Annotated in this window: 21 protein-coding genes; 8 read left to right on the forward strand and 13 right to left on the reverse strand. The window is 64.5% G+C overall.

Translation table 11 applies throughout. The features are described 5' to 3' along the window. Window positions 1-23: 23 nt before the first annotated feature. The 3 genes from IV498_RS00875 to IV498_RS00885 form a co-directional block, all read right to left on the reverse strand. Window positions 24-740: a cytochrome c biogenesis CcdA family protein gene (locus IV498_RS00875; RefSeq protein ID WP_269044772.1), complete on the reverse strand. Its 717-nt coding sequence runs from the start codon at window positions 738-740 to the stop codon at window positions 24-26. A gap of 38 nt (window positions 741-778) precedes the next feature. Further along, window positions 779-1,369 (reverse strand): TlpA family protein disulfide reductase, encoded by a 591-nt coding sequence (locus IV498_RS00880; RefSeq protein ID WP_269044773.1) that lies wholly within the window; start codon window positions 1,367-1,369, stop codon window positions 779-781. A 92-nt stretch (window positions 1,370-1,461) separates the two neighbouring features. Further along, window positions 1,462-2,124, reverse strand: coding sequence for a histidine phosphatase family protein (locus IV498_RS00885; protein ID WP_269044674.1), 663 nt, complete (start codon window positions 2,122-2,124; stop codon window positions 1,462-1,464). A gap of 186 nt (window positions 2,125-2,310) precedes the next feature. On the opposite strand from IV498_RS00885, the gene IV498_RS00890 reads away from it, so the two are divergent. The 3 genes from IV498_RS00890 to IV498_RS00900 all read left to right on the forward strand — a co-directional run bounded on the left by IV498_RS00890 (window position 2,311) and on the right by IV498_RS00900 (window position 4,514). After that, window positions 2,311-2,868 carry a YceI family protein gene (locus IV498_RS00890; RefSeq protein WP_269044675.1) on the forward strand — a complete coding sequence of 186 codons (558 nt, stop codon included), beginning with the start codon at window positions 2,311-2,313 and terminating at the stop codon, window positions 2,866-2,868. A 155-nt stretch (window positions 2,869-3,023) separates the two neighbouring features. Further along, entirely contained in the window at window positions 3,024-3,731 is a 708-nt protein-coding gene (locus tag IV498_RS00895) for a hypothetical protein (RefSeq protein WP_269044676.1), read from the forward strand. Window positions 3,732-3,884: 153 nt separating this feature from the next. Further along, complete coding sequence (locus IV498_RS00900; RefSeq protein ID WP_269044677.1) at window positions 3,885-4,514, forward strand: hypothetical protein; 630 nt, start codon at window positions 3,885-3,887, stop codon at window positions 4,512-4,514. Window positions 4,515-4,554: 40 nt separating this feature from the next. Here IV498_RS00900 and IV498_RS00905 read toward each other — a convergent pair whose 3' ends face one another. Then, window positions 4,555-5,286, reverse strand: a complete 732-nt coding sequence (locus tag IV498_RS00905) for a redox-sensing transcriptional repressor Rex (RefSeq protein WP_269044678.1) — start codon at window positions 5,284-5,286, stop codon at window positions 4,555-4,557. Between the two features lie 139 nt (window positions 5,287-5,425). Then, window positions 5,426-5,707, reverse strand: a complete 282-nt coding sequence (locus tag IV498_RS00910) for a glutaredoxin family protein (RefSeq protein ID WP_269044679.1) — start codon at window positions 5,705-5,707, stop codon at window positions 5,426-5,428. Window positions 5,708-5,783: 76 nt separating this feature from the next. Here IV498_RS00910 and IV498_RS00915 point away from each other — a divergent pair, with 76 nt between their 5' ends. Next, window positions 5,784-6,596, forward strand: coding sequence for an HAD family hydrolase (locus IV498_RS00915; protein WP_269044680.1), 813 nt, complete (start codon window positions 5,784-5,786; stop codon window positions 6,594-6,596). A 127-nt stretch (window positions 6,597-6,723) separates the two neighbouring features. On the opposite strand, the gene IV498_RS00920 is transcribed toward IV498_RS00915, so the two are convergent. The 4 genes from IV498_RS00920 to IV498_RS00935 all read right to left on the reverse strand — a co-directional run bounded on the left by IV498_RS00920 (window position 6,724) and on the right by IV498_RS00935 (window position 9,037). Continuing rightward, a complete protein-coding gene (locus IV498_RS00920; protein WP_269044681.1) occupies window positions 6,724-6,819 on the reverse strand; it encodes a 30S ribosomal protein bS22 in 96 nt (31 codons plus the stop codon). A gap of 117 nt (window positions 6,820-6,936) precedes the next feature. Continuing rightward, a complete protein-coding gene (locus IV498_RS00925; protein WP_269044682.1) occupies window positions 6,937-7,149 on the reverse strand; it encodes a helix-turn-helix domain-containing protein in 213 nt (70 codons plus the stop codon). Window positions 7,150-7,232: 83 nt separating this feature from the next. Next, window positions 7,233-8,249 carry an acetylxylan esterase gene (locus IV498_RS00930; protein ID WP_269044683.1) on the reverse strand — a complete coding sequence of 339 codons (1,017 nt, stop codon included), beginning with the start codon at window positions 8,247-8,249 and terminating at the stop codon, window positions 7,233-7,235. A gap of 62 nt (window positions 8,250-8,311) precedes the next feature. Continuing rightward, window positions 8,312-9,037, reverse strand: a complete 726-nt coding sequence (locus IV498_RS00935) for a FadR/GntR family transcriptional regulator (RefSeq protein WP_269044684.1) — start codon at window positions 9,035-9,037, stop codon at window positions 8,312-8,314. Window positions 9,038-9,117: 80 nt separating this feature from the next. Between IV498_RS00935 and IV498_RS00940 the strand changes: the two genes are divergently transcribed. Next, window positions 9,118-10,503, forward strand: a complete 1,386-nt coding sequence (locus tag IV498_RS00940) for an alpha-hydroxy acid oxidase (RefSeq protein WP_442951253.1) — start codon at window positions 9,118-9,120, stop codon at window positions 10,501-10,503. Window positions 10,504-10,588: 85 nt separating this feature from the next. Here IV498_RS00940 and IV498_RS00945 read toward each other — a convergent pair whose 3' ends face one another. After that, a complete protein-coding gene (locus IV498_RS00945) occupies window positions 10,589-11,161 on the reverse strand; it encodes an ArsR/SmtB family transcription factor (RefSeq protein ID WP_269044685.1) in 573 nt (190 codons plus the stop codon). A 100-nt stretch (window positions 11,162-11,261) separates the two neighbouring features. Next, complete coding sequence (locus IV498_RS00950) at window positions 11,262-12,476, reverse strand: acetoin utilization protein AcuC (protein ID WP_269044686.1); 1,215 nt, start codon at window positions 12,474-12,476, stop codon at window positions 11,262-11,264. A 71-nt stretch (window positions 12,477-12,547) separates the two neighbouring features. Here IV498_RS00950 and IV498_RS00955 point away from each other — a divergent pair, with 71 nt between their 5' ends. The 3 genes from IV498_RS00955 to IV498_RS00965 all read left to right on the forward strand — a co-directional run bounded on the left by IV498_RS00955 (window position 12,548) and on the right by IV498_RS00965 (window position 15,230). Continuing rightward, a complete protein-coding gene (locus IV498_RS00955) occupies window positions 12,548-13,957 on the forward strand; it encodes a TrkH family potassium uptake protein (RefSeq protein ID WP_269044687.1) in 1,410 nt (469 codons plus the stop codon). A 40-nt stretch (window positions 13,958-13,997) separates the two neighbouring features. Continuing rightward, a complete protein-coding gene (locus tag IV498_RS00960) occupies window positions 13,998-14,636 on the forward strand; it encodes a potassium channel family protein (RefSeq protein WP_269044775.1) in 639 nt (212 codons plus the stop codon). 96 nt (window positions 14,637-14,732) lie between these two features. After that, a complete protein-coding gene (locus IV498_RS00965) occupies window positions 14,733-15,230 on the forward strand; it encodes a methylated-DNA--[protein]-cysteine S-methyltransferase (RefSeq protein ID WP_269044688.1) in 498 nt (165 codons plus the stop codon). On the opposite strand, the gene IV498_RS00970 is transcribed toward IV498_RS00965, so the two are convergent. Together IV498_RS00970 and proC are read right to left on the reverse strand one after the other, a co-directional pair. Then, window positions 15,227-16,282 (reverse strand): glucose 1-dehydrogenase, encoded by a 1,056-nt coding sequence (locus IV498_RS00970; protein ID WP_269044689.1) that lies wholly within the window; start codon window positions 16,280-16,282, stop codon window positions 15,227-15,229. The genes IV498_RS00965 and IV498_RS00970 overlap by 4 nt on opposite strands. A 148-nt stretch (window positions 16,283-16,430) precedes the next feature. Continuing rightward, window positions 16,431-17,267: a pyrroline-5-carboxylate reductase gene (gene proC, locus IV498_RS00975; RefSeq protein ID WP_269044690.1), complete on the reverse strand. Its 837-nt coding sequence runs from the start codon at window positions 17,265-17,267 to the stop codon at window positions 16,431-16,433. Between the last annotated feature and the right edge of the window lie 143 nt (window positions 17,268-17,410).

Below are 17,410 nucleotides of genomic sequence, written 5' to 3' on the forward strand. Positions count from 1 at the left end.
ACCGGGATAGGTGTTCCCGGTCATCAAATTGGCAATCTCACTTCATTGGCGAACCAAAACTGAAGGGCGTTGATCCAGTTCCCCCAGAGACCTGTCACCATGAGCAGCCCCAGCACTATCAGCAGCCCGCCGCCGGCCCACTGCAGGGCACGACGACGGCTGCGGAAGAAGGACAAGGCGCCCAGCCCGCGCCGCACGCCCAGGGCGATGAGCAGGAATGGCAGTCCCAGTCCCAAGCAGTAGACAAAGGTCAGCACCGCACCCTTAGCCGCACTGGACCCGTCGGAGAAGGCCAGCGCCTGGACGGCTCCCAGCGTCGGGCCGGTACAGGGTGCCCAGCCCAGACCGAAGGTGACGCCCAGAACGGGTGCACCCCACAGACCGGCCGGCGTTCGCGCATGGATCTTCGCTTCGCCCTGGAACCAGCGAAAGCCACCCAGGAAAATAATCCCCAGCACAATGACCACTGCGCCCAGCAGCTGGGTCACCCAGGCCGCATCGGGGCCCTTCAACCATGCGCCCAGCTGGCCAAACACCGCCCCTATCAGCATGAACACCAGTGAGAATCCGAGCACGAACAAGGAGATGCCGGCAAACATCCGGCCGCGTTTCTGCTTCGCCAGGTCCACTCCGGTCAGGCCTGTCACATAGCCCAGATATCCGGGCACCAGCGGCAGCACGCACGGCGACAGAAAGGAGACCACACCGGCGAGCAGTGCAACCGGCATGGCCAGCAGCATGGAACCGCCCAGAATGGTCTGGGCGAAGGGGTTGTTTGTCACGGGCTCTGCGCCAGCGCTGAGCTGATCAGCGTTTTCAGCGTGCCCTTTTCGGCCACGCCCAGGATGCGGGCGGACACCCGGCCCGCCTTGTCCAACACGAGCGTAGTCGGCACCGCGGCCGGCGGGACGTAGTCCGTCATGGCCAGCAGGACCGCGCCGTCCTTGTCGTGAAAACTGGGATAGGTCAGTGAAAAGGTGCGGTTGAATGCATCGGCGGTGGCTGCCTCGTCCCGGATGTTCACGCCATAGAACAGCACGCCCTTTGGCCCGGTTTCCTTATACAGCGCCTCCAGATCCGGCGCCTCCAGCCGGCACGGAGCGCACCCGGCGTACCAGAAATTCAGCACCGTCACCTTGCCGGCGATGGTCGACGAGTTCACCGTGCTGCCGTCGAAAAGCATGCCGGAGAACTGCACGGCGGGTTTGCGGTCCTTGGCTGCGTACTCGGTGACCGAGCCGTCACCGGCAATGTAGTTCTTGTTGTCCCCCGCATTAGCCTGCTGAGCCAGCGGATCCGTGGCGGTGCACGCCGCCAGCGCCAGCGTCACGGCAGCGCCGGCAGCGGTCAGCAGAGACCGGCGGCTCATCGGGGTAGTCACAGCATCATCCACATCTGAACTGAATTGGAATTTCTACAGCGTGTCGAAATATTCATTCTCCCCCACCCAGGGCCACTTTCTCAAGCTCCGGGGGTGGTCGCGCCACCGGGAAGCAGCCGGGCTGCCGGTTCGCTGTACACAACGTCGACCAGGGTGCCACCGTCGAAGACGAGTGAGGTCAGCGAGGCAAGCGTGCATTCGCGGTGCCGCGGGTCGTGCCAGAGCCTCTTGCCTTGGGCGCTGAGCCTGGTCACCCAGATAGGCAGCTGGTGACCGACCAGCACCGCCTCCGCACCCTCCCCGCCAAGCTCCACGGCACGGCGTCGCGCATCCTGCACCGCGGCAATCATGCGACTGGCCTGGGCGGCGTAGGGCTCCCCCCAGGACGGCCGCAGCGGGTTCCGGAACGCTGCCCAGTGCCGGGGATGCAGCAGTTCGTTTCGGGAGACCTTCAGCCCCTCAAAGCGGTTTTCCGCCTCGATGATCCGCGCATCAGTGCTGATTTCCAATCCCAGTGCAGCCGCTGTGGGACGCGCCGTCTCCTGGGCCCGAATCAAAGGCGACGCCACCAAATGAACCAGCTTCGCGCCGTCGTCGGCCCGTTGCTTCAGGTGTTCCGCAACCAGCACCGCCATCGCCCGGCCGCGCTCCGAAAGGTGGAATTCCGGCAGCCTTCCGTACAGGACGCCGTCGGGATTGAAGACTTCGCCGTGGCGCAGCAGATGGACAGTTGCTAGAGGCATGCACCCAGTTTCTCAAACGGGCGGCGGATTGCTAAATCAGGAGATTCCCAGCTTGTCGGGGGGTGGTTCTAAAAAAAGTTTCCCGAACCCGGAATAATAGATGCGTTTGCATCCTTATACCCCTCGAAGGACGGCGGGACAGCCTTCCCGAACGAACGGTTTGTACACCTTTTGAAGGAGAAGAATATGACTAGTGCAACAGACTTGACCTCAACCGGACTGACTCAGGGCACCTGGACCCTGGATGCCTCACACAGTGAAGTGGGCTTCAGTGTCCGTCATGCCGGCATCAGCAAGGTCCGCGGAAAGTTCACCGAACTGGCCGCCACGGCCACCGTCGGGGAGACCGCGGAGGCTTCCTCCGTCTCAGCCACCATCGCAGCCGCCAGCTTCGACTCCGGTGATGCCAACCGCGACGGGCACGTGCGCGGCGCGGACTTCTTCGACGTGGAGAAGTTTCCGGAACTGACCTTCGCTTCCACCTCGATCAGCGGTTCCGGCGAGGACTACAAGCTCAGTGGTGACCTGACGATCCGCGGCATCACCAAGCCAGTCGTCTTCGAGACCGAATTCAACGGAGTTGCCGTTGACCCGTTTGGCGCCACCCGCGCGGGCTTCTCCGCCAAGACCGTGATCAGCCGCAAGGACTTTGGACTGACCTGGAACGCGGCGCTGGAAGCCGGCGGCGTGCTGGTGGGCGACAAGGTCACCCTCACCCTTGAGGTGGCGTTCGTCAGGGCGTAGCCTCAACGGCAGGGCCCGACCGGCGCAGCCACGACGACGGCGGCATCGCTTCGCATCTTTTCGACCGGAAAACCGGGGAAGGGTGCCGCAGCGGTGCCGCCGTACTGCCGTGGCGGAACCTATGCAAAGACATGGGCCCAGACTAGAGTTTGACCATGAGCACACCATATGAGAACCCGAACCCCGAGCAGGCAGGCTCACAGTCACCGGCGGGTGGTGAAGGGGCCTCCTCCGGCGGCGCTCCTCGGCCATCGGCCCCGGGTTACGAGCAACCCGGCTACCAACAACCCGGCTACCAACAACCCGGCTACCAACAACCCGGCTACCAGGCGCCGCAGGGTCCGCCGGCGTATCAGCAGCCGGCCGATCCCGGTTATGGCGGCGGAATGGTGAGGGGCGCCAAGTCGCCCGCCGCAAACTTCAGCAACTTCCCGGCGCGGTTGAAGAATCTCGGGGGAATCCCCAAGGAAATTAAGAATGCCTACCTGTTGTTCCTGCTCGGAGCCGCGCTGAACCTGCTCTCCAGCCTGATCAATCTCATCGCGGTGGGTTCGCAGCGCAGCGCCCTCTATGTTGGGGCGTCCGTGTTCGGCTTCATCATTGCCATCATTTTCACGGCCATCGTCGTCTGGCTGTCACTGCTGATGAAGGAACGGGTGAACTGGGCCCGTATTGTGATGATCGTGATCGCCGCATTGAACGTCATCGGTGCACTGACATCGCTGATCGGCTTGTTCCTGGGCGCCCTGAACATCATCGGACTGCTGGGCTCGGTGGCCTTCGTTGTTGGCGGAATAATGCTGCTGATGCCCGCCGGCCGCGCGTACTACGCCAACCGGAACGCCGTCAGCTACCCCCGGTAGTTACGGGATACGCTCCGCACGAGCCGCGGAGCGGCAGGCAGCGGACCAACGGGCCGCGGTAGGGTTGAAGAAGCCCCGCCGCGGCCCGCGCCGTTGCCCGGAAAAGGGAAAAATGCCACAGCGCGTCCGTCGACCACAATGATTGGATTTGCCATGACCACCCCGGAGGAAGAGCCCAATAAAGAACCCGGGCACGGTCCGAGCTACGGGAACTACGGTGAGATAGCTCCGGGAGTGCCGCGTTACGGCGAGTACGCACCTCCCGGGTCCCAGCCGCCTCCCTACACGGCTCCGACCGGCTCCTTGCCTGTGCGGCAGGCTGGACGGCAGGGGCGCAAGGGAACCGTTGGCCAGCTGATTCAGCGCCGAACCGCCCTCGCACCGCCGCGCACGGTGGAAATCGCGTTCCGAATGATCATCGCCGCCGGGGTCATCGAGGCCGTGCTGGCTGTGCTGGCCGCGGCGACGCTCTTCACACCGGCCGGTCAATCCACCGCGCTGCAGGTCATGCGTGACATGGGGCTGGACGACCAGTCGCTGCTGGAGCCGCTGCTGATCGCCTCATTGCTGCTGAGCATGCTCGCCGTCGTGATCTACGTGGTGATCGCCTTCCAGATCCGCAAGGGACGAAACTGGGCGCGGATCACCGGCGCCATTCTGGCCGTTCTTTCCCTGCTGGCGCTGGTGCAGCCGAATTACATCACTGCCGTTCAGCTGGCGCTGGGCATCATCGCGGAAATCATTCTGTTCCGCGCGCCCGCGAAAGACTACTTCAAACGCTAACGGACTGAGGCGGCGGGGCCCGATTGGTCCGGCCGACGCTTCAGGCGCCCCGATGCCGCCCGTCCAAGGTCTCCTGGGACAGTCCCGGCACCTTGGCCCGCTGCGCGTGATAGGCCAGAATCTGCAGCTCAGTCGCCATATCCACCTTGCGCAGATTCACGAACGAGGGCACCTGCAGGACCACCGGGGCGAAGCTGAGGATGCTGTGCACGCCCGCTGCCACCACCCGGTTGCAGATGGGCTGGGCAACCGTTGCCGGCAGCGCCAGCACCACCATATTGGCCTTGGTGCGGGTCAGGACGGTCTCCAGATCCTTTACATCGCTGATCCGCAGCCAGCCAATCTCGTTGCCGATCAGCATTTGGTCGGCGTCAAAGATGGCCACCACATCAAATCCGCGCGATTCGAATCCGCCGTAGCGGGCCAACGCCCGGCCCAAGTTACCGGCGCCCACTATGGCCACCCGCCAATCTTGGGTCAGTCCGAGCGCGGCGGAGACGTGGCGGCTCAGGTCCGCCACCTCATAGCCAACCCCACGGGTTCCATAGGATCCCAGGTACGACAGGTCCTTGCGCACGTTCGACGCACTGACCCCGGCAGCGTCCGCCAACTCCTCGGAGGAGACCCTTTCGGCCCCATCGCCGAGCATCGCGTTCAGCGCGCGAAGGTACAGCGTGAGCCGTTGCACCGTGGCCGGAGGCAACTGCCGGGCCGTCGCGTCAGCGCCGGCGTCCGGCTGATCCGGGAAGATCTGGGTCGAGGTCAAAAGCATAGCTCCAGGTGTCTGCGGCAGCCGGTGCACGATCTCCGGGACGCACCGCACGGAGCGGGCCTGCCGCCGTCGGGCCGGTTACCGCCGTCGGGCTAATTACACTGTAGGACTCCATCGGGAACCGGACAAACCCGGCAAATTAGGGGGCGCCGGTGCCCCCATCCATTGCCTGCCGCAGAATCCTGCGCAATCGGTCGGGGTCAATGGTCCAGAAATCGCGCTGCACACCGTCGACCAGCACCACCGGAATCTCTTCGGCAAAGCGGGCAGCCAGCGCCGGCTCATGGTCGATGGATTTTTCGTTCCAGGCCAGTCCCAATTCGGCGGCGACGCCGACAACGACATCCCGTGCCGCAGTGCACAGATGGCAGTTGGCTTTGGTGATCAGGGTCAGTTCCGGGGTGGCAGGGTTGGATGGCATCTTCCAAAACTAACCCCATCGAGGACCTCGTGGCGCGGGATCGGACATCTCCTGCCCGAAGAACTAGACTCGAGCCATGCCCGAAGTGAACATGGTGAAAGCCGAGGACGTCCCGGCCGCCCCGGAACGATCGGGCGAAGCCGCTTTCTTCGACGTGGACAACACTCTGATGAAGGGTGCGAGCATTTTCCATGTGGCGCGCAAGATGTACCAGAAGAAGGCATTCACGCTTCGGGCCGCCGCTGGCTTCGCATGGAAACAGGCGAAATTCATTTTGCGCGGCGAAAACCTGGAAGACGTCCACTCCATCCGGGAATCGGCGCGCACACTGGGAGCGGGAATTCCCACCGCACTGATGAAGACCCTCGCGGAGGAAGTCTTCGATGAAATGATCGAGTCGAAAATCTGGCCGGGGACACGGGCGCTGACCGAGCAGCATCTGCGGGTCGGCCGGAAGGTCTGGCTGGTCACGGCCACTCCGATCGAGGTGGCCAGCGTTATTGCCTCCCGGCTGGAACTGACCGGCGCGCTGGGCACCATCGGCGAAATCGAGGACGACAAGTACACCGGACGCCTGGTGGGCGACATTCTGCACGGCCCGGCCAAGGCAGTGGCGGTGCAGGCCCTGGCCTCCGCAGAGGGGCTGGATCTGCGCCGCTGTTGGGCCTACAGCGATTCTTTTAACGACGTTCCGCTGCTGTCACTGGTGGGCCATCCGGTGGTCATCAACCCGGACGCCCGGCTCCGACGGCATGCCCGGGACAACAATTGGCCGGTCTACGACTTCCGCTCGGGGCGGCGCGCGGCCACCCTTGGCCTGCGGGCCGCCACCGGGGTTGGAATTATCTATGGCGGCTGGAAGGGCTTCAGCCGGATGCGCCGGCGCTAGCGCCTGCCCGCGGGTCCATCAGTCCACAGCTGACATTAGCCCGGTCATGGGAGGCTCCTTCCCTCAGACAACAAAATGCCCGGCACCAAGAGGTGACGGGCATTTTTCGCTGCAGGAAGTATCTCTACTATTTGTTGCGGCGCTGGTGGCGGGTCTTGCGAAGCAGCTTGCGGTGCTTCTTTTTTGCCATACGCTTGCGGCGCTTCTTAATAACTGAACCCACGTAAGTCCTCACAAACTACATAACAACAATTACCCGGCAGGCAATTGTCTACGAATTAGCTGACCGATCACAGGTATCGGTCAAAACCGAAAATGGATCTTTAACAGGGTACCGCCTCTAGGCTGTCTCCGCCGAACCATCCACCCTCGCGGTGCGCAGATAGCCCTCCACGGCAGAAGCTGGTACGCGGTATGAACGGCCAAACTGCACGGCCGGCAGTTCGCCCGAGTGCACCAGGCGGTAGACGGTCATCTTGGACACGCGCATAACTTCGGCGACTTCCGAAACTGTCAAAAAGCTCACGTTCGAGAGATGCTGCTCCCCGGTCATTGTCCTTACGTTCCTTCGCTTGCGATAGATCGCCTACGGTATGGAAGGATACTGAGCCATCGTTCGACCGTGTCACAAATACTCTAGTGCCGCACGGGGCCAATGTGAAAGCCGGTCACCGATGTTACCGGCGTGTGTGCGCGAAGCCAACCCAGTTTCCGGAGTTGATGAAACTCCTGGCCGCCCTCATGACCGTTAAACGGATAGACCTCAATGTCGCGATCCTCGCAGGCCCAGTGGTTGTAGGCGGCGAAAACCGTGGAGGGCGGGCAGGTTCTGTCCATCAGCGCCACGGAGAACAATGCCGGAACGTGTGCGCGCTTGGCCAGAACCACGCCATCGAAGAACGACAACGTGCGGTAAACCTGCTGTACCTGGTCCCGGTGGCGCATAAGGTAAGCCGGAATTTCCCCGTAGGGCAGGTTGTCTGTGATGGTGATTGCCCGGCTGAAGTGCGAGAGGAAAGGCACATCCGGCATGGCGCCGACCACGCGCTTGGACAAGGCCGCCACGGCGATACATAGTCCGCCGCCCTGGCTCGCGCCCGCCACGACCATGCGGGACGCATCCACCAGAGGATGCGCCGCGGCCGCGTCAACCGCCCGGACGGCGTCGGTGTAAAGCCGGCGATAATAGTAGGTGGCAGGGTCAAGAATGCCCTGCGTCATTCGACCGGAGACGGCGTTCAGCCCCGCATCCGCGTGGTCGTCCGGGGTCTGGCCAACGGTGCTGCCGGCCCCCTGGCCCCGGGTGTCCATGATGAAGTGGGCATACCCGGCGCTGGCATATAAAACATTCTGGTGGGCCAGTCCACGTCCCCCGTTGTAGCCAACATACTCCACGACGGTGGGCAGCGGGGCGGTTGCCCCGGCCGGAACGTGCAGCCAAGCCTTGACCCGGGTGCCGCCAAATCCCGTGAACGTAACGTCAAAAGTGTCAACGACGACGAGCCCGCTGTCCACCGGCTGGAACACGGGCTCCAAGGCAATGGTCCTGGCCTCGGCGAGCGTGCTTTCCCAGAACTTATCGAAACCCTGCGGCTCGGCGATCTCCGGCCGGTAGCCGCGGAGTTCATCGAGCGGGAGGTCAAAAAGAGCCATTCAAGATCCTCATTACGAAGCCATGCCGGGTTACCCTGGCGAACATTGTTCTCAGGAACAAGTTAGCTCCCTGGGTCGTCCGACGGAAAACCACCAAGGCCCGCGTCGTGGTAGTACCCCTCAATGTGCTCGGCCACCAGCGCGGCGGCCGTGCCGCCGTCGCCCGCGTTGACCGCTGCCAGAATGGCGGCATGCTCGCCTCGCAACCGGGCCGCCGTCGAACTCCACTGCGGAAGATTAGCCGTCAAGCGGCCGGCATAGTCCTGAATGGCCGCACGCAGCGATCCCATCATGGCGCTGACCACCGCGTTGCCGGCGGCCTCGGCCAGCGCCACGTGGAAACGGGCGTCCAGGGACAGGAAGGCATCGATGTCGCGGCGGTCCTCATGGTCCGCCAGCTCATCCATCTCCTGCAGCAGTGCCGCGGCCAGCGCCAAGGATGGCGCACCCGGCCGGGCGCGGGCCGCGGCCCAGGTCTCCAGCAGCACACGGGTGGCAACGATGTCCTGTACGGGCAGGTGTGAAGTTGCCACGTGCAGCCGCAAGGCCGAACCCAAGGCGGTCGCCGGATCGGCCGTGACCATGGTGCCCGCCTCCGGACCGGATCCCACTGCGGAACGCACTACGCCCATGGCCTCCAGGATCCGGATCGCCTCCCGGACCGAGGTCCGGGAGACGGCCAGCCGCTCGGCCAGCATCCGCTCGGCGGGCAGGCGGCTGCCCACGGGCAATTCCCCGCTGGCCAGCTGCTCCTCGACCCAGGTTAGGACAACTTGATGACTGCGCATTTACCCATCCTACTTGCTGTGGTTGGACCACATGACTTACTCTGTGCTGAGACCACAGTCCGCAGCAACCGGAGGAAGCAATGACCCCGAACAATGCAGCCGGCGCGCCGGCCAGCCAGCCCGCCGAACCCCGCACGGAGGAGCTCCTGGGTGATCCCGCTGAAAATCCCCCTGCGGACGTGCCTCCGAACGCGCAGGCTTTCGCTGGCGCGGACCTGCCTGCCAGAACGGCGGCCGTTTCGCCGTCGAACCCGCCGGCCCTGCGGCGCCGGATACCCAGCTACAGCGACCTCGCCCCGCTGATGCAGTTCAAGAAGCCCGAATTCAGTTCAGCGGCGCGGCTGCGCCGGGCCAGCACCATCTGGGAACTGCGGGACATTGCCAAGCGCCGGACCCCGCAGGCGCCCTTCGATTACACCGACGGTGCCGCGGAGGCCGAAATCACCCTGCGCCGCGCCCGCGAGGCCTTCCTCGACATCGAGTTCCGTCCCGGGATCCTGCGCGACGTCTCCGCCATCGACCTGAGCACCGAGGTGCTGGGAAAAACGTCGGCGATGCCCTTCGGCATCGCCCCCACCGGCTTTACCCGGATGATGCAGTCCGAGGGCGAATATGCCGGATCCCAGGCCGCGGAGGCGGCCGGTATCCCTTACACCCTCTCCACCATGGGAACGGCCTCCATCGAGGACGTCGCCGCCGCGGCGCCGAACGGCCGCAACTGGTTCCAGCTCTACCTCTGGACGGACCGGGACCGCTCGCTGGCGCTGATCGAGCGGGCCGCCAAGGCCGGCAATGACACCCTCATGGTCACAGTCGATACCTCCGTGGCCGGCGCGCGGCTGCGCGATGTCCGCAACGGCATGACTATTCCACCGGCCCTGACCATCAAAACCGTACTGGACGCCTCATACCGGCCCGCGTGGTGGTTCAACTTCCTCACCCACGAGCCGCTGACCTTCGCCTCGCTCTCGCGCTACACCGGAACCGTAGCCGATCTGATCAACTCCATGTTCGATCCGACGCTGACGTTCGATGACCTCGATTGGCTGCGGGAGACCTGGAAGGGCAAGCTGGTGGTCAAGGGCATCCAGACGCTCGACGACGCGAAAAAGGTGGTCGATCACGGCGCCGATGGGATGGTGCTGTCCAATCACGGCGGCCGGCAACTGGACCGGGCGCCGATTCCGTTCCACCTGCTGCCGGAGGTCTCCGCCGCGCTCAAGGGCAAGGCGGACATCATCCTCGACACCGGCATCATGAGCGGGGCGGACATCATCGCGGCACTTGCGCTGGGCGCCGACTTCACCTTGGTTGGACGCGCATACCTGTATGGGCTGATGGCCGGTGGACGGGCGGGAGTGGATCGGGCCATCGACATTCTGCGCAAGGACATGGCGCGCACCATGGCGCTGCTGGGCGTCAGCCGGGTTTCCGATCTCACTCCGGAGCACGTGCGTCTGCTCTGATTCCCACCTGGGTAACAGATAACGCACTCATTCGCGCTCAGAAGTGCATTAGCTGTTACTCAGTTGAGTCAGGGGGTGTGCGGAGTCAGTCGCGGCGGCGGCCGAACTTGGGCAGGTTGGCCAGCAGGTCGGCCGCTTTGTTCGCTGCCCGCCCCACGGACCGTCCGAGCTGCTGGGGCCTGCCGCCGTCGCCGCCGGGCTCCGGGGCGGGCGCGGAGGCGAAGGGCGGCAACTGCGCCGCGGTCCGCGCCGACGCGGCCGGGACACCGGCAGGGACACTGACAGGGACCCCGGCCACCGGGACGGCCGTGAATGGAAGTGCTCCGGCTGTGCCGGCCTCGGGTGCGGCCACACCGGCCGGAACTAGTGCGGCCGGTGGCGAGTGCCGTCCGGCCCCGTCCAGTCCGAGGCTGGCAAGCCAGGTGCTGATGTGTTCAAGGGGTCCGGCATTCAAACTGTAGTAGCGGCGCTGACCCTCCGCGCGCATGGTCACCAGGGAGGCCTCCCGCAGCACCCGCAGGTGCTTTGAAATGGTGGGTTGGCTGGCACCGAGCTCCTCGACGAGTTCGCCCACTGCCTTGTCCCCGGCTTTGAGGGAGCGGAGAATATCCCGCCGGGTTTCCTCCGCGATGACTGCGAAGACGTCGTCGAACACCATTCCACTACCCTAGCGACATATGCACCCCGCGGCATCCGTTTCCTCGGACGACATGCGGCGACTGCCCGAGGGCGGACTCCGTCTGCGGCAGACGCCGCGGTCAGTCGAACCAGGGATCGAGTCCATGCAGCGGGAAAATCTCCCGGCGGGTAGCCATCACGGCGCGGTCCACCGCGTCGTTGGGGTCGAAGCCCACCTCCCAGGAGCGCCACCAAATGTCCACGCCATCTCCCATTCGGGGCGGGGCAGTATGTCCATACCTTTCCTGCACATGCCGGCGCCACGGTTCCGGAACGGCGGTTTCAACACGAAGTGGTCCGCCGGACACGATGGCCATTAGATGTGACCAAACCCGCGGCACCACGCTGGTGATGCTGTACCCGCCGCCGCCGGTGGCAATCCAGCGGTCCCCGCATACTTTGGTGGCGAGGCGGGAGATGCTCAGGGCGGCCTCACGCTGAGCATCCACACTGGTCCTGAGGTTAGTGAGCGGATCGTCGGCGTGCGAGTCACAGCCATGCTGGCTGACGATGATGTCGGGGGCGAAGGCGGATACCAGCGGGGGCACCACCGCGTGGAAGGCGCGCAGCCAGCCGGCGTCCCCAGTGAAGGCCGGCAGGGCGACGTTCACGGCGAAGCCCCGCGCCTGCGGGCCGCCGAGGTCAGGGGCGAAACCCGTGCCGGGAAACATCGTCACACCGCTTTCGTGCAGCGAAATGGTCAGCACCCGTGGGTCGTCCCAGAAGATTTCCTGCGTTCCGTCGCCGTGGTGTGCGTCAATGTCGATATAGGCAACCCGCTTCACGCCCGCATCCAACAGGCGCGCAATCGCGGCGGCCGCATCATTGTAGATGCAGAAACCGCTGGCATGATCCCGTCCGGCATGATGCATTCCGCCGCTGAAATTGACGGCCCGCGGAGTTTTTCCGGACAACACCGTCTCAGCGGCGACCAGTGAACCGCCGACCAGTCGGGCGCTGGCCTCGTGCATCCCGGCAAACGCCGGGGTGTCGGCCGTTCCCAAGCCGTGGTTCAAGGCGGGATTCTCCGGATGGCGGCCCGCAGCCCGCACAGCCGCAATGTAGTCGCGGCTGTGGACGCTGGCCAGCTGGTCGTCGTCGGCCACGAAGGGTGCCAGGACCCGGACCTGCGGCCGGTCGAAAAGCCCCAACGCGGAAGCCAGCCGTGCGGTCAGTTCAAGCCGGGCGGGCGACATGGGATGGGTGGGACCGAAATCGTAAGCGGTCAGCGAGCGGTCCCAGACTATGCTGGTCGGAACGGCGGTTGGCCCGGAGCTGGCAATGGGTGGCATCATTGACAGGCTACCCAATCATGCGGTGCGGTGCCCGAATGAGGCGGATCCATCCAAAGGAGGGCAGGACCACCATGGCCAAGAGTCAGTACGTCTGGCACCCACCGAAGGAAACCCACCGTTTCGCTCCCGTCACAGCCGTGCGGGACTTCGTTGACCGGGTGGCAAACGGCTCCCCGGCCAGGCTGGCCCTGATCGTGTTCGCATTGGTCATTCTGCTGTTCACCGCGCTCTTGTCGCTGCCGATGGCGGCGGCGGACGGCAAGGCCACAGCATTTCACGACGCTCTGTTCACCGCGGTGTCAGCAGTCTGCGTCACAGGCCTCACGACGGTGTCCACGGCGCTGCACTGGTCATTCTTTGGTCAATTGGTGATCCTGGCTGGCATCTTCGTGGGCGGCTTGGGCATCCTGACGCTGGCCTCTTTGATGGCGCTGATGGTCAGCAAACGGCTGGGCGTACGGGGGAAGCTGATCGCGCAGGAGGCCATGAACGCCGGCCGCTTGGGTGAGGTGGGATCGCTGCTGCGGATTGTCATCACCACCTCGGTCAGCATCGAGGTGGTGCTGGTCCTGTTCCTGGCGCCACGCTTTCTGATTTTGGGCGAGTCGTTCCCGGAAGCGTTGTGGCATGCGGTGTTCTACTCGGTCTCGTCGTTTAATAATGCCGGATTCACGCCGCACTCAGACGGCGTGGTGCCCTACGAGAACGATCTGTGGGTGCTGATCCCGCTGATGGTGGGCGGTTTCATCGGCAGCCTGGGGTTCCCGGTGCTGATGGTGCTGATGAGCAGCGGGCTGAAGGTGCGGCGCTGGAACCTGCACACCAAGCTCACCCTGCAGGTCTCAGCCATCCTGGTCCTGGCCGGTGCCGTGCTGTGGGGCTTCCTGGAATGGGGCAATCCCGACACAATCGGCAATATGAATGCCGGGGACAAAGTGGTTCATTCCCTTTTCGCCTCGGTCATGACCCGGTCGCTGGGCTTCAATCTGGTGGACATGAACCAGCTGAACTCCGCGACCATGCTGCTTACGGACGCGCTGATGTTCGCCGGTGGTGGATCCGCATCCACCGCCGGCGGCATCAAGGTCACCACGCTGGCCGTCATGTTCCTTGCCATTGTGGCCGAGGCGCGCGGCGACAGCGACGTAAAAGTCTATGGCCGCACCATTCCGCAGGGAACCATGCGGGTGGCCATTTCGGTCATCATGATGGGCGCCACATTCGTGCTGATGGCCACCGGGGCGTTGCTGGTGATCAGCGGACAAAGCCTGGACCGGGTGCTCTTTGAATCGATTTCGGCCTTTGCCACCTGTGGATTGAGCACCGGCCTGAGCGCGCAACTTCCGCCGGCCGGGGTCTACGTGCTCTCTGTCCTGATGTTCGCCGGCCGCGTCGGCACCATCACCGTCGCCGCGGCGCTGGCCCTGCGCCAGCGCCGGCAACTATTCCACTATCCGGAAGAAAGGCCAATCATTGGCTGACAAACCCAGCTCCAACAATCGTCCGTCGCATAACTCCCCGGTGCTGGTCATTGGGCTGGGACGCTTTGGCGCCGCCACTGCCGAACAGCTGGTGAAGCAGGGCCGCGAGGTGCTGGCCATCGAGCGGGATCCGTCGCTGGTGCAGAAATGGGCGGGCACCCTCACCCACGTCGTTGAGGCGGACGCGACCAACATCGACGCGCTGCGCCAGCTGGGAGCGCAGGACTTCGTCTCCGCCGTCGTCGGCGTCGGCACCTCAATCGAATCCAGCGTCCTGATCACCGTCAACCTGGTGGACCTTGGCATTGAGCACCTGTGGGTCAAGGCCATCACGCATTCGCATGGCAAAATCCTGAGCCGCATCGGCGCGAACCACATCATCTATCCCGAAGCCGACGCGGGCGTCCGGGCGGCACACCTGGTTTCCGGCCGAATGCTGGACTTCATCGAGTTCGACGACGATTTTGCGATCGTGAAGATGTACCCACCCAAGGAGACCCAGGGTTTCACGCTCGGCGAATCCAAGGTGCGCAGTAAATATGGCGTCACGGTGGTGGGGGTGAAGTCCCCGGGCGAGGATTTCACTTACGCGCAGCCCGAAACCAAGGTCTCCGCCCGGGACATGCTGATTGTCTCCGGCCACGTGGACCTGCTGGAGCGCTTCGCCGCTCGCCCCTGACAGCTCACGTTCCGGGGTCCGCCGGCGTCTACGTCACGAGGGATCCGGACCCTGCCCTCGGACCCTGCCCCGAACCCTGCCTGGAAGGAGACGACCGTGAAGACCTACACCACCACAGGCTCACCGATTGGAGAATTGACCCTGGTGGCCGACGACCGCGCACTGTGCGCGGTGTACATGGCCGAGCACAAGCGGCGGCCGGGGAACAGCGCGTTCGGCACGGCTTTGGCCGGCGGCTTTGCAGCGGCCATCGAGCAGCTGAACGAATACTTCGCCGGCCAACGCACCGAATTCGAGCTGACGACGGCGGCGGCGGGCAATACGTTCCAGCACCGGGTCTGGCAGCAGCTGATGTTAATCCCGTACGGGGAGACGCGCTCCTATGGTGATCTGGCCGCATCGCTCGGGGACCGTTCCCTGGCCCAAGCCGTCGGAGCGGCCAACGGGCGCAACCCGCTGAGCATCATTGTCCCGTGCCACCGGGTGCTGGGGGCCACCGGATCCCTGGTTGGTTACGCGGGCGGACTGGAACGCAAGGAATACCTGCTGCAGCTGGAAAATCCGGCGCGGGTCAGCACCGGACTCCTCTTTTAGGACTCCCGGCCGTTTACTTCCAGCACCACCTTGACATCGCCGGCACCGTGGCGGAACGCCTGCGCAAAATCCGCCAGCGGAACGCGGCGGGTAATCAACCGGCCCAGCCAGTCGACGTCAGCCTGATGAAGGGCCTGCACCGCCGCCTCATAATGGCGCCGGTTGGCGTTAACGCTGCCAAAAATCACCTCATTGCCCAGCACGGCGCCGCGGTTCACCGCACCCAAATCCACCGGGATCTTGTCCCCGGTGCTGGAAACCCCCGTCAGGCAGACGATGGCGTCCGTGGCATGGACGGTGATGACTTCGAGCACCACGGAGGAGACCCCGGTGCATTCGAGCAATACATCGGCCTGCACCCCGGAAGCAGTCAGGGTGTCCGTGTGGTAAATGGCGCCCAGATCGCGGACCAGATCCGGCTTGGGCCCGTCGGTCACGCGATCGAAGACGTGCACTTCGAGTCCCCGCTGGACCCCCAGCAGCGCTGCCAGCAACCCCACCGGGCCGGCACCTGTCACCACCGCCACCTTCGGGTCGTAAAAGGCGCGCTGGCCAATGCGGTCGATCTGCTCCCAGGCCTTAGCCACGATGGTGGCCGGCTCCAGCAGGACGCCAACAGAGGTCAAGCTCTTATCCAACCGGACCAGGGCGTCCGGATCGGCACGCCACTGCGTGCGCGCGAATCCGTGCAGGCCTTTGATGCCATGTTCGGTGTACTGACCGTTGCGGCACATGTCCCATTCACCGGCAGCACAGGCCCCACAGGGCACAGGGTCCGGACGCCGGACGATGCCCACCACCAGGTCCCCGGCTGAAAACCCGCTGTCCTGAGGTGCCTCCAGCACCCGACCTAGATTCTCATGCCCCAGCACCAGGAACGAAGCGCCCTCCGGAGCCTGGCCGTATTCCGCGTTCACAATTTCTCTGTCAGTGCCGCAAAGTCCAACGTCCAGTCCCTGGATCAGCACCGACCCCTCCGCCGGCTCCGGCTCGGGGATCTCCCGCAACTGCAGCGAATCCTTGGTGCCGGGAATGATGGTCAGAGCCTGCATGGTGCTCCTCCTGGTGCTGAGGTGGACGGCTCGGGGCATAAAGCCACCGAGGGATACTAAGCATTCTTATCATTGCGCGCTGAGAGCAGCCTGAACAACTCGCCCGCGCCGTGGAGGGGTGGCCGTTCCAAGCCCGGACTGACGGATATTATTCTCCGTCCAGTTCCTTGGTGATGGCGGCCGCGCGGGCCGCGGCGGCCTGGGCACCTGCGGCCACAATGCCCGCAAGTCCGCGCTCGTCGAAGGTCGCGATGGCGCGTTCGGTGGTGCCATTTGGACTGCTGACGGCCTTGCGCAGCACTGACGGGTCCGCACCCGGCTCGGAAAGCATCAGGCCGGCTCCGGCTACTGTTTCCCGGGCCAGGATCCGGGACGCATCCTCGTCCAGTCCGAATCCGCGGGCCGCTGCCGCCAGCGCTTCGGCCAGATAAAAAACGTAGGCCGGTCCTGAGCCACTGATCGCGGAGATGCCGTCCTGCTGCCTCTCCGGAACGTCCAGCACGACGCCGGATCCAGCAAAGACCTCATGGCCCAGCGCGAGCTGCCCGCCCGTGGTCGAGGTGCCAGCCGAGAGTGCGACGACGCCCCTGCGTACCTTCAGCGGTGTATTGGGCATGGCGCGGATGACGGGTTGGTCCGACGGCAAGGCTGCTTCCAGCCGGGCCAGGGAAACCGCAGCGGCAACGCTGATAACGACCGTCCCGGCGTGAAGATCGGCGGCTATTTCGCGGCACAGCGCAGCGATGCCAACAGGTTTGACACCCAGAATCACCACGTCGGATCCCTTCACTGCCAGGCGGTTGGCCTCAGGCTCCTCGGCCCCGGCAATGGCGGTAACGCCATGCCGCGCCGCCAGCTCTTCGGCCCGCTCGGCCCGGCGGACGGTGACGACGGCGGCGGAGGGGGCCAGCCCGGAGGCGACCAGCCCGGCCAAAATGGCTTCGCCCATGGACCCGCAACCCAGGAATGCAATCTTGTTGATCATGTCACTATCCTTCCACGGGGGTCCGATGAGCGCCGCACCCGGAACCCATTCATTGCCAGCTGATTCACAGCAGGGTGGCAGGCTTTGTACAGATTTCCTGCCTAAGTTAGTAAGTACCTCATAAAGGTGCGAGTGATTGCGGA

It is taken from the genome of Paenarthrobacter sp. Z7-10, assembly GCF_026932795.1.
Classification (GTDB): Bacteria; Actinomycetota; Actinomycetes; order Actinomycetales; family Micrococcaceae; genus Arthrobacter_M.

What these genes read in the sequence shown, in the direction of transcription:
- IV498_RS00900 (WP_269044677.1), top strand. Translation starts at nt 3,885, where the DNA reads ATGACCACCCCGGAGGAAGAGCCCAATAAAGAACCCGGGCACGGTCCG.
- IV498_RS00955 (WP_269044687.1), top strand. Translation starts at nt 12,548, where the DNA reads ATGGCCAAGAGTCAGTACGTCTGGCACCCACCGAAGGAAACCCACCGT.
- IV498_RS00950 (WP_269044686.1), bottom strand. Translation starts at nt 12,476, where the DNA reads ATGATGCCACCCATTGCCAGCTCCGGGCCAACCGCCGTTCCGACCAGC.
- IV498_RS00885 (WP_269044674.1), bottom strand. Translation starts at nt 2,124, where the DNA reads ATGCCTCTAGCAACTGTCCATCTGCTGCGCCACGGCGAAGTCTTCAAT.
- IV498_RS00930 (WP_269044683.1), bottom strand. Translation starts at nt 8,249, where the DNA reads ATGGCTCTTTTTGACCTCCCGCTCGATGAACTCCGCGGCTACCGGCCG.
- IV498_RS00905 (WP_269044678.1), bottom strand. Translation starts at nt 5,286, where the DNA reads ATGCTTTTGACCTCGACCCAGATCTTCCCGGATCAGCCGGACGCCGGC.
- IV498_RS00945 (WP_269044685.1), bottom strand. Translation starts at nt 11,161, where the DNA reads ATGGTGTTCGACGACGTCTTCGCAGTCATCGCGGAGGAAACCCGGCGG.
- IV498_RS00915 (WP_269044680.1), top strand. Translation starts at nt 5,784, where the DNA reads ATGCCCGAAGTGAACATGGTGAAAGCCGAGGACGTCCCGGCCGCCCCG.
- IV498_RS00970 (WP_269044689.1), bottom strand. Translation starts at nt 16,282, where the DNA reads ATGCAGGCTCTGACCATCATTCCCGGCACCAAGGATTCGCTGCAGTTG.
- IV498_RS00925 (WP_269044682.1), bottom strand. Translation starts at nt 7,149, where the DNA reads ATGACCGGGGAGCAGCATCTCTCGAACGTGAGCTTTTTGACAGTTTCG.
- IV498_RS00935 (WP_269044684.1), bottom strand. Translation starts at nt 9,037, where the DNA reads ATGCGCAGTCATCAAGTTGTCCTAACCTGGGTCGAGGAGCAGCTGGCC.
- IV498_RS00880 (WP_269044773.1), bottom strand. Translation starts at nt 1,369, where the DNA reads ATGAGCCGCCGGTCTCTGCTGACCGCTGCCGGCGCTGCCGTGACGCTG.
- IV498_RS00910 (WP_269044679.1), bottom strand. Translation starts at nt 5,707, where the DNA reads ATGCCATCCAACCCTGCCACCCCGGAACTGACCCTGATCACCAAAGCC.
- IV498_RS00890 (WP_269044675.1), top strand. Translation starts at nt 2,311, where the DNA reads ATGACTAGTGCAACAGACTTGACCTCAACCGGACTGACTCAGGGCACC.
- IV498_RS00940 (WP_442951253.1), top strand. Translation starts at nt 9,118, where the DNA reads ATGACCCCGAACAATGCAGCCGGCGCGCCGGCCAGCCAGCCCGCCGAA.
- proC (WP_269044690.1), bottom strand. Translation starts at nt 17,267, where the DNA reads ATGATCAACAAGATTGCATTCCTGGGTTGCGGGTCCATGGGCGAAGCC.
- IV498_RS00875 (WP_269044772.1), bottom strand. Translation starts at nt 740, where the DNA reads ATGCTGCTGGCCATGCCGGTTGCACTGCTCGCCGGTGTGGTCTCCTTT.
- IV498_RS00895 (WP_269044676.1), top strand. Translation starts at nt 3,024, where the DNA reads ATGAGCACACCATATGAGAACCCGAACCCCGAGCAGGCAGGCTCACAG.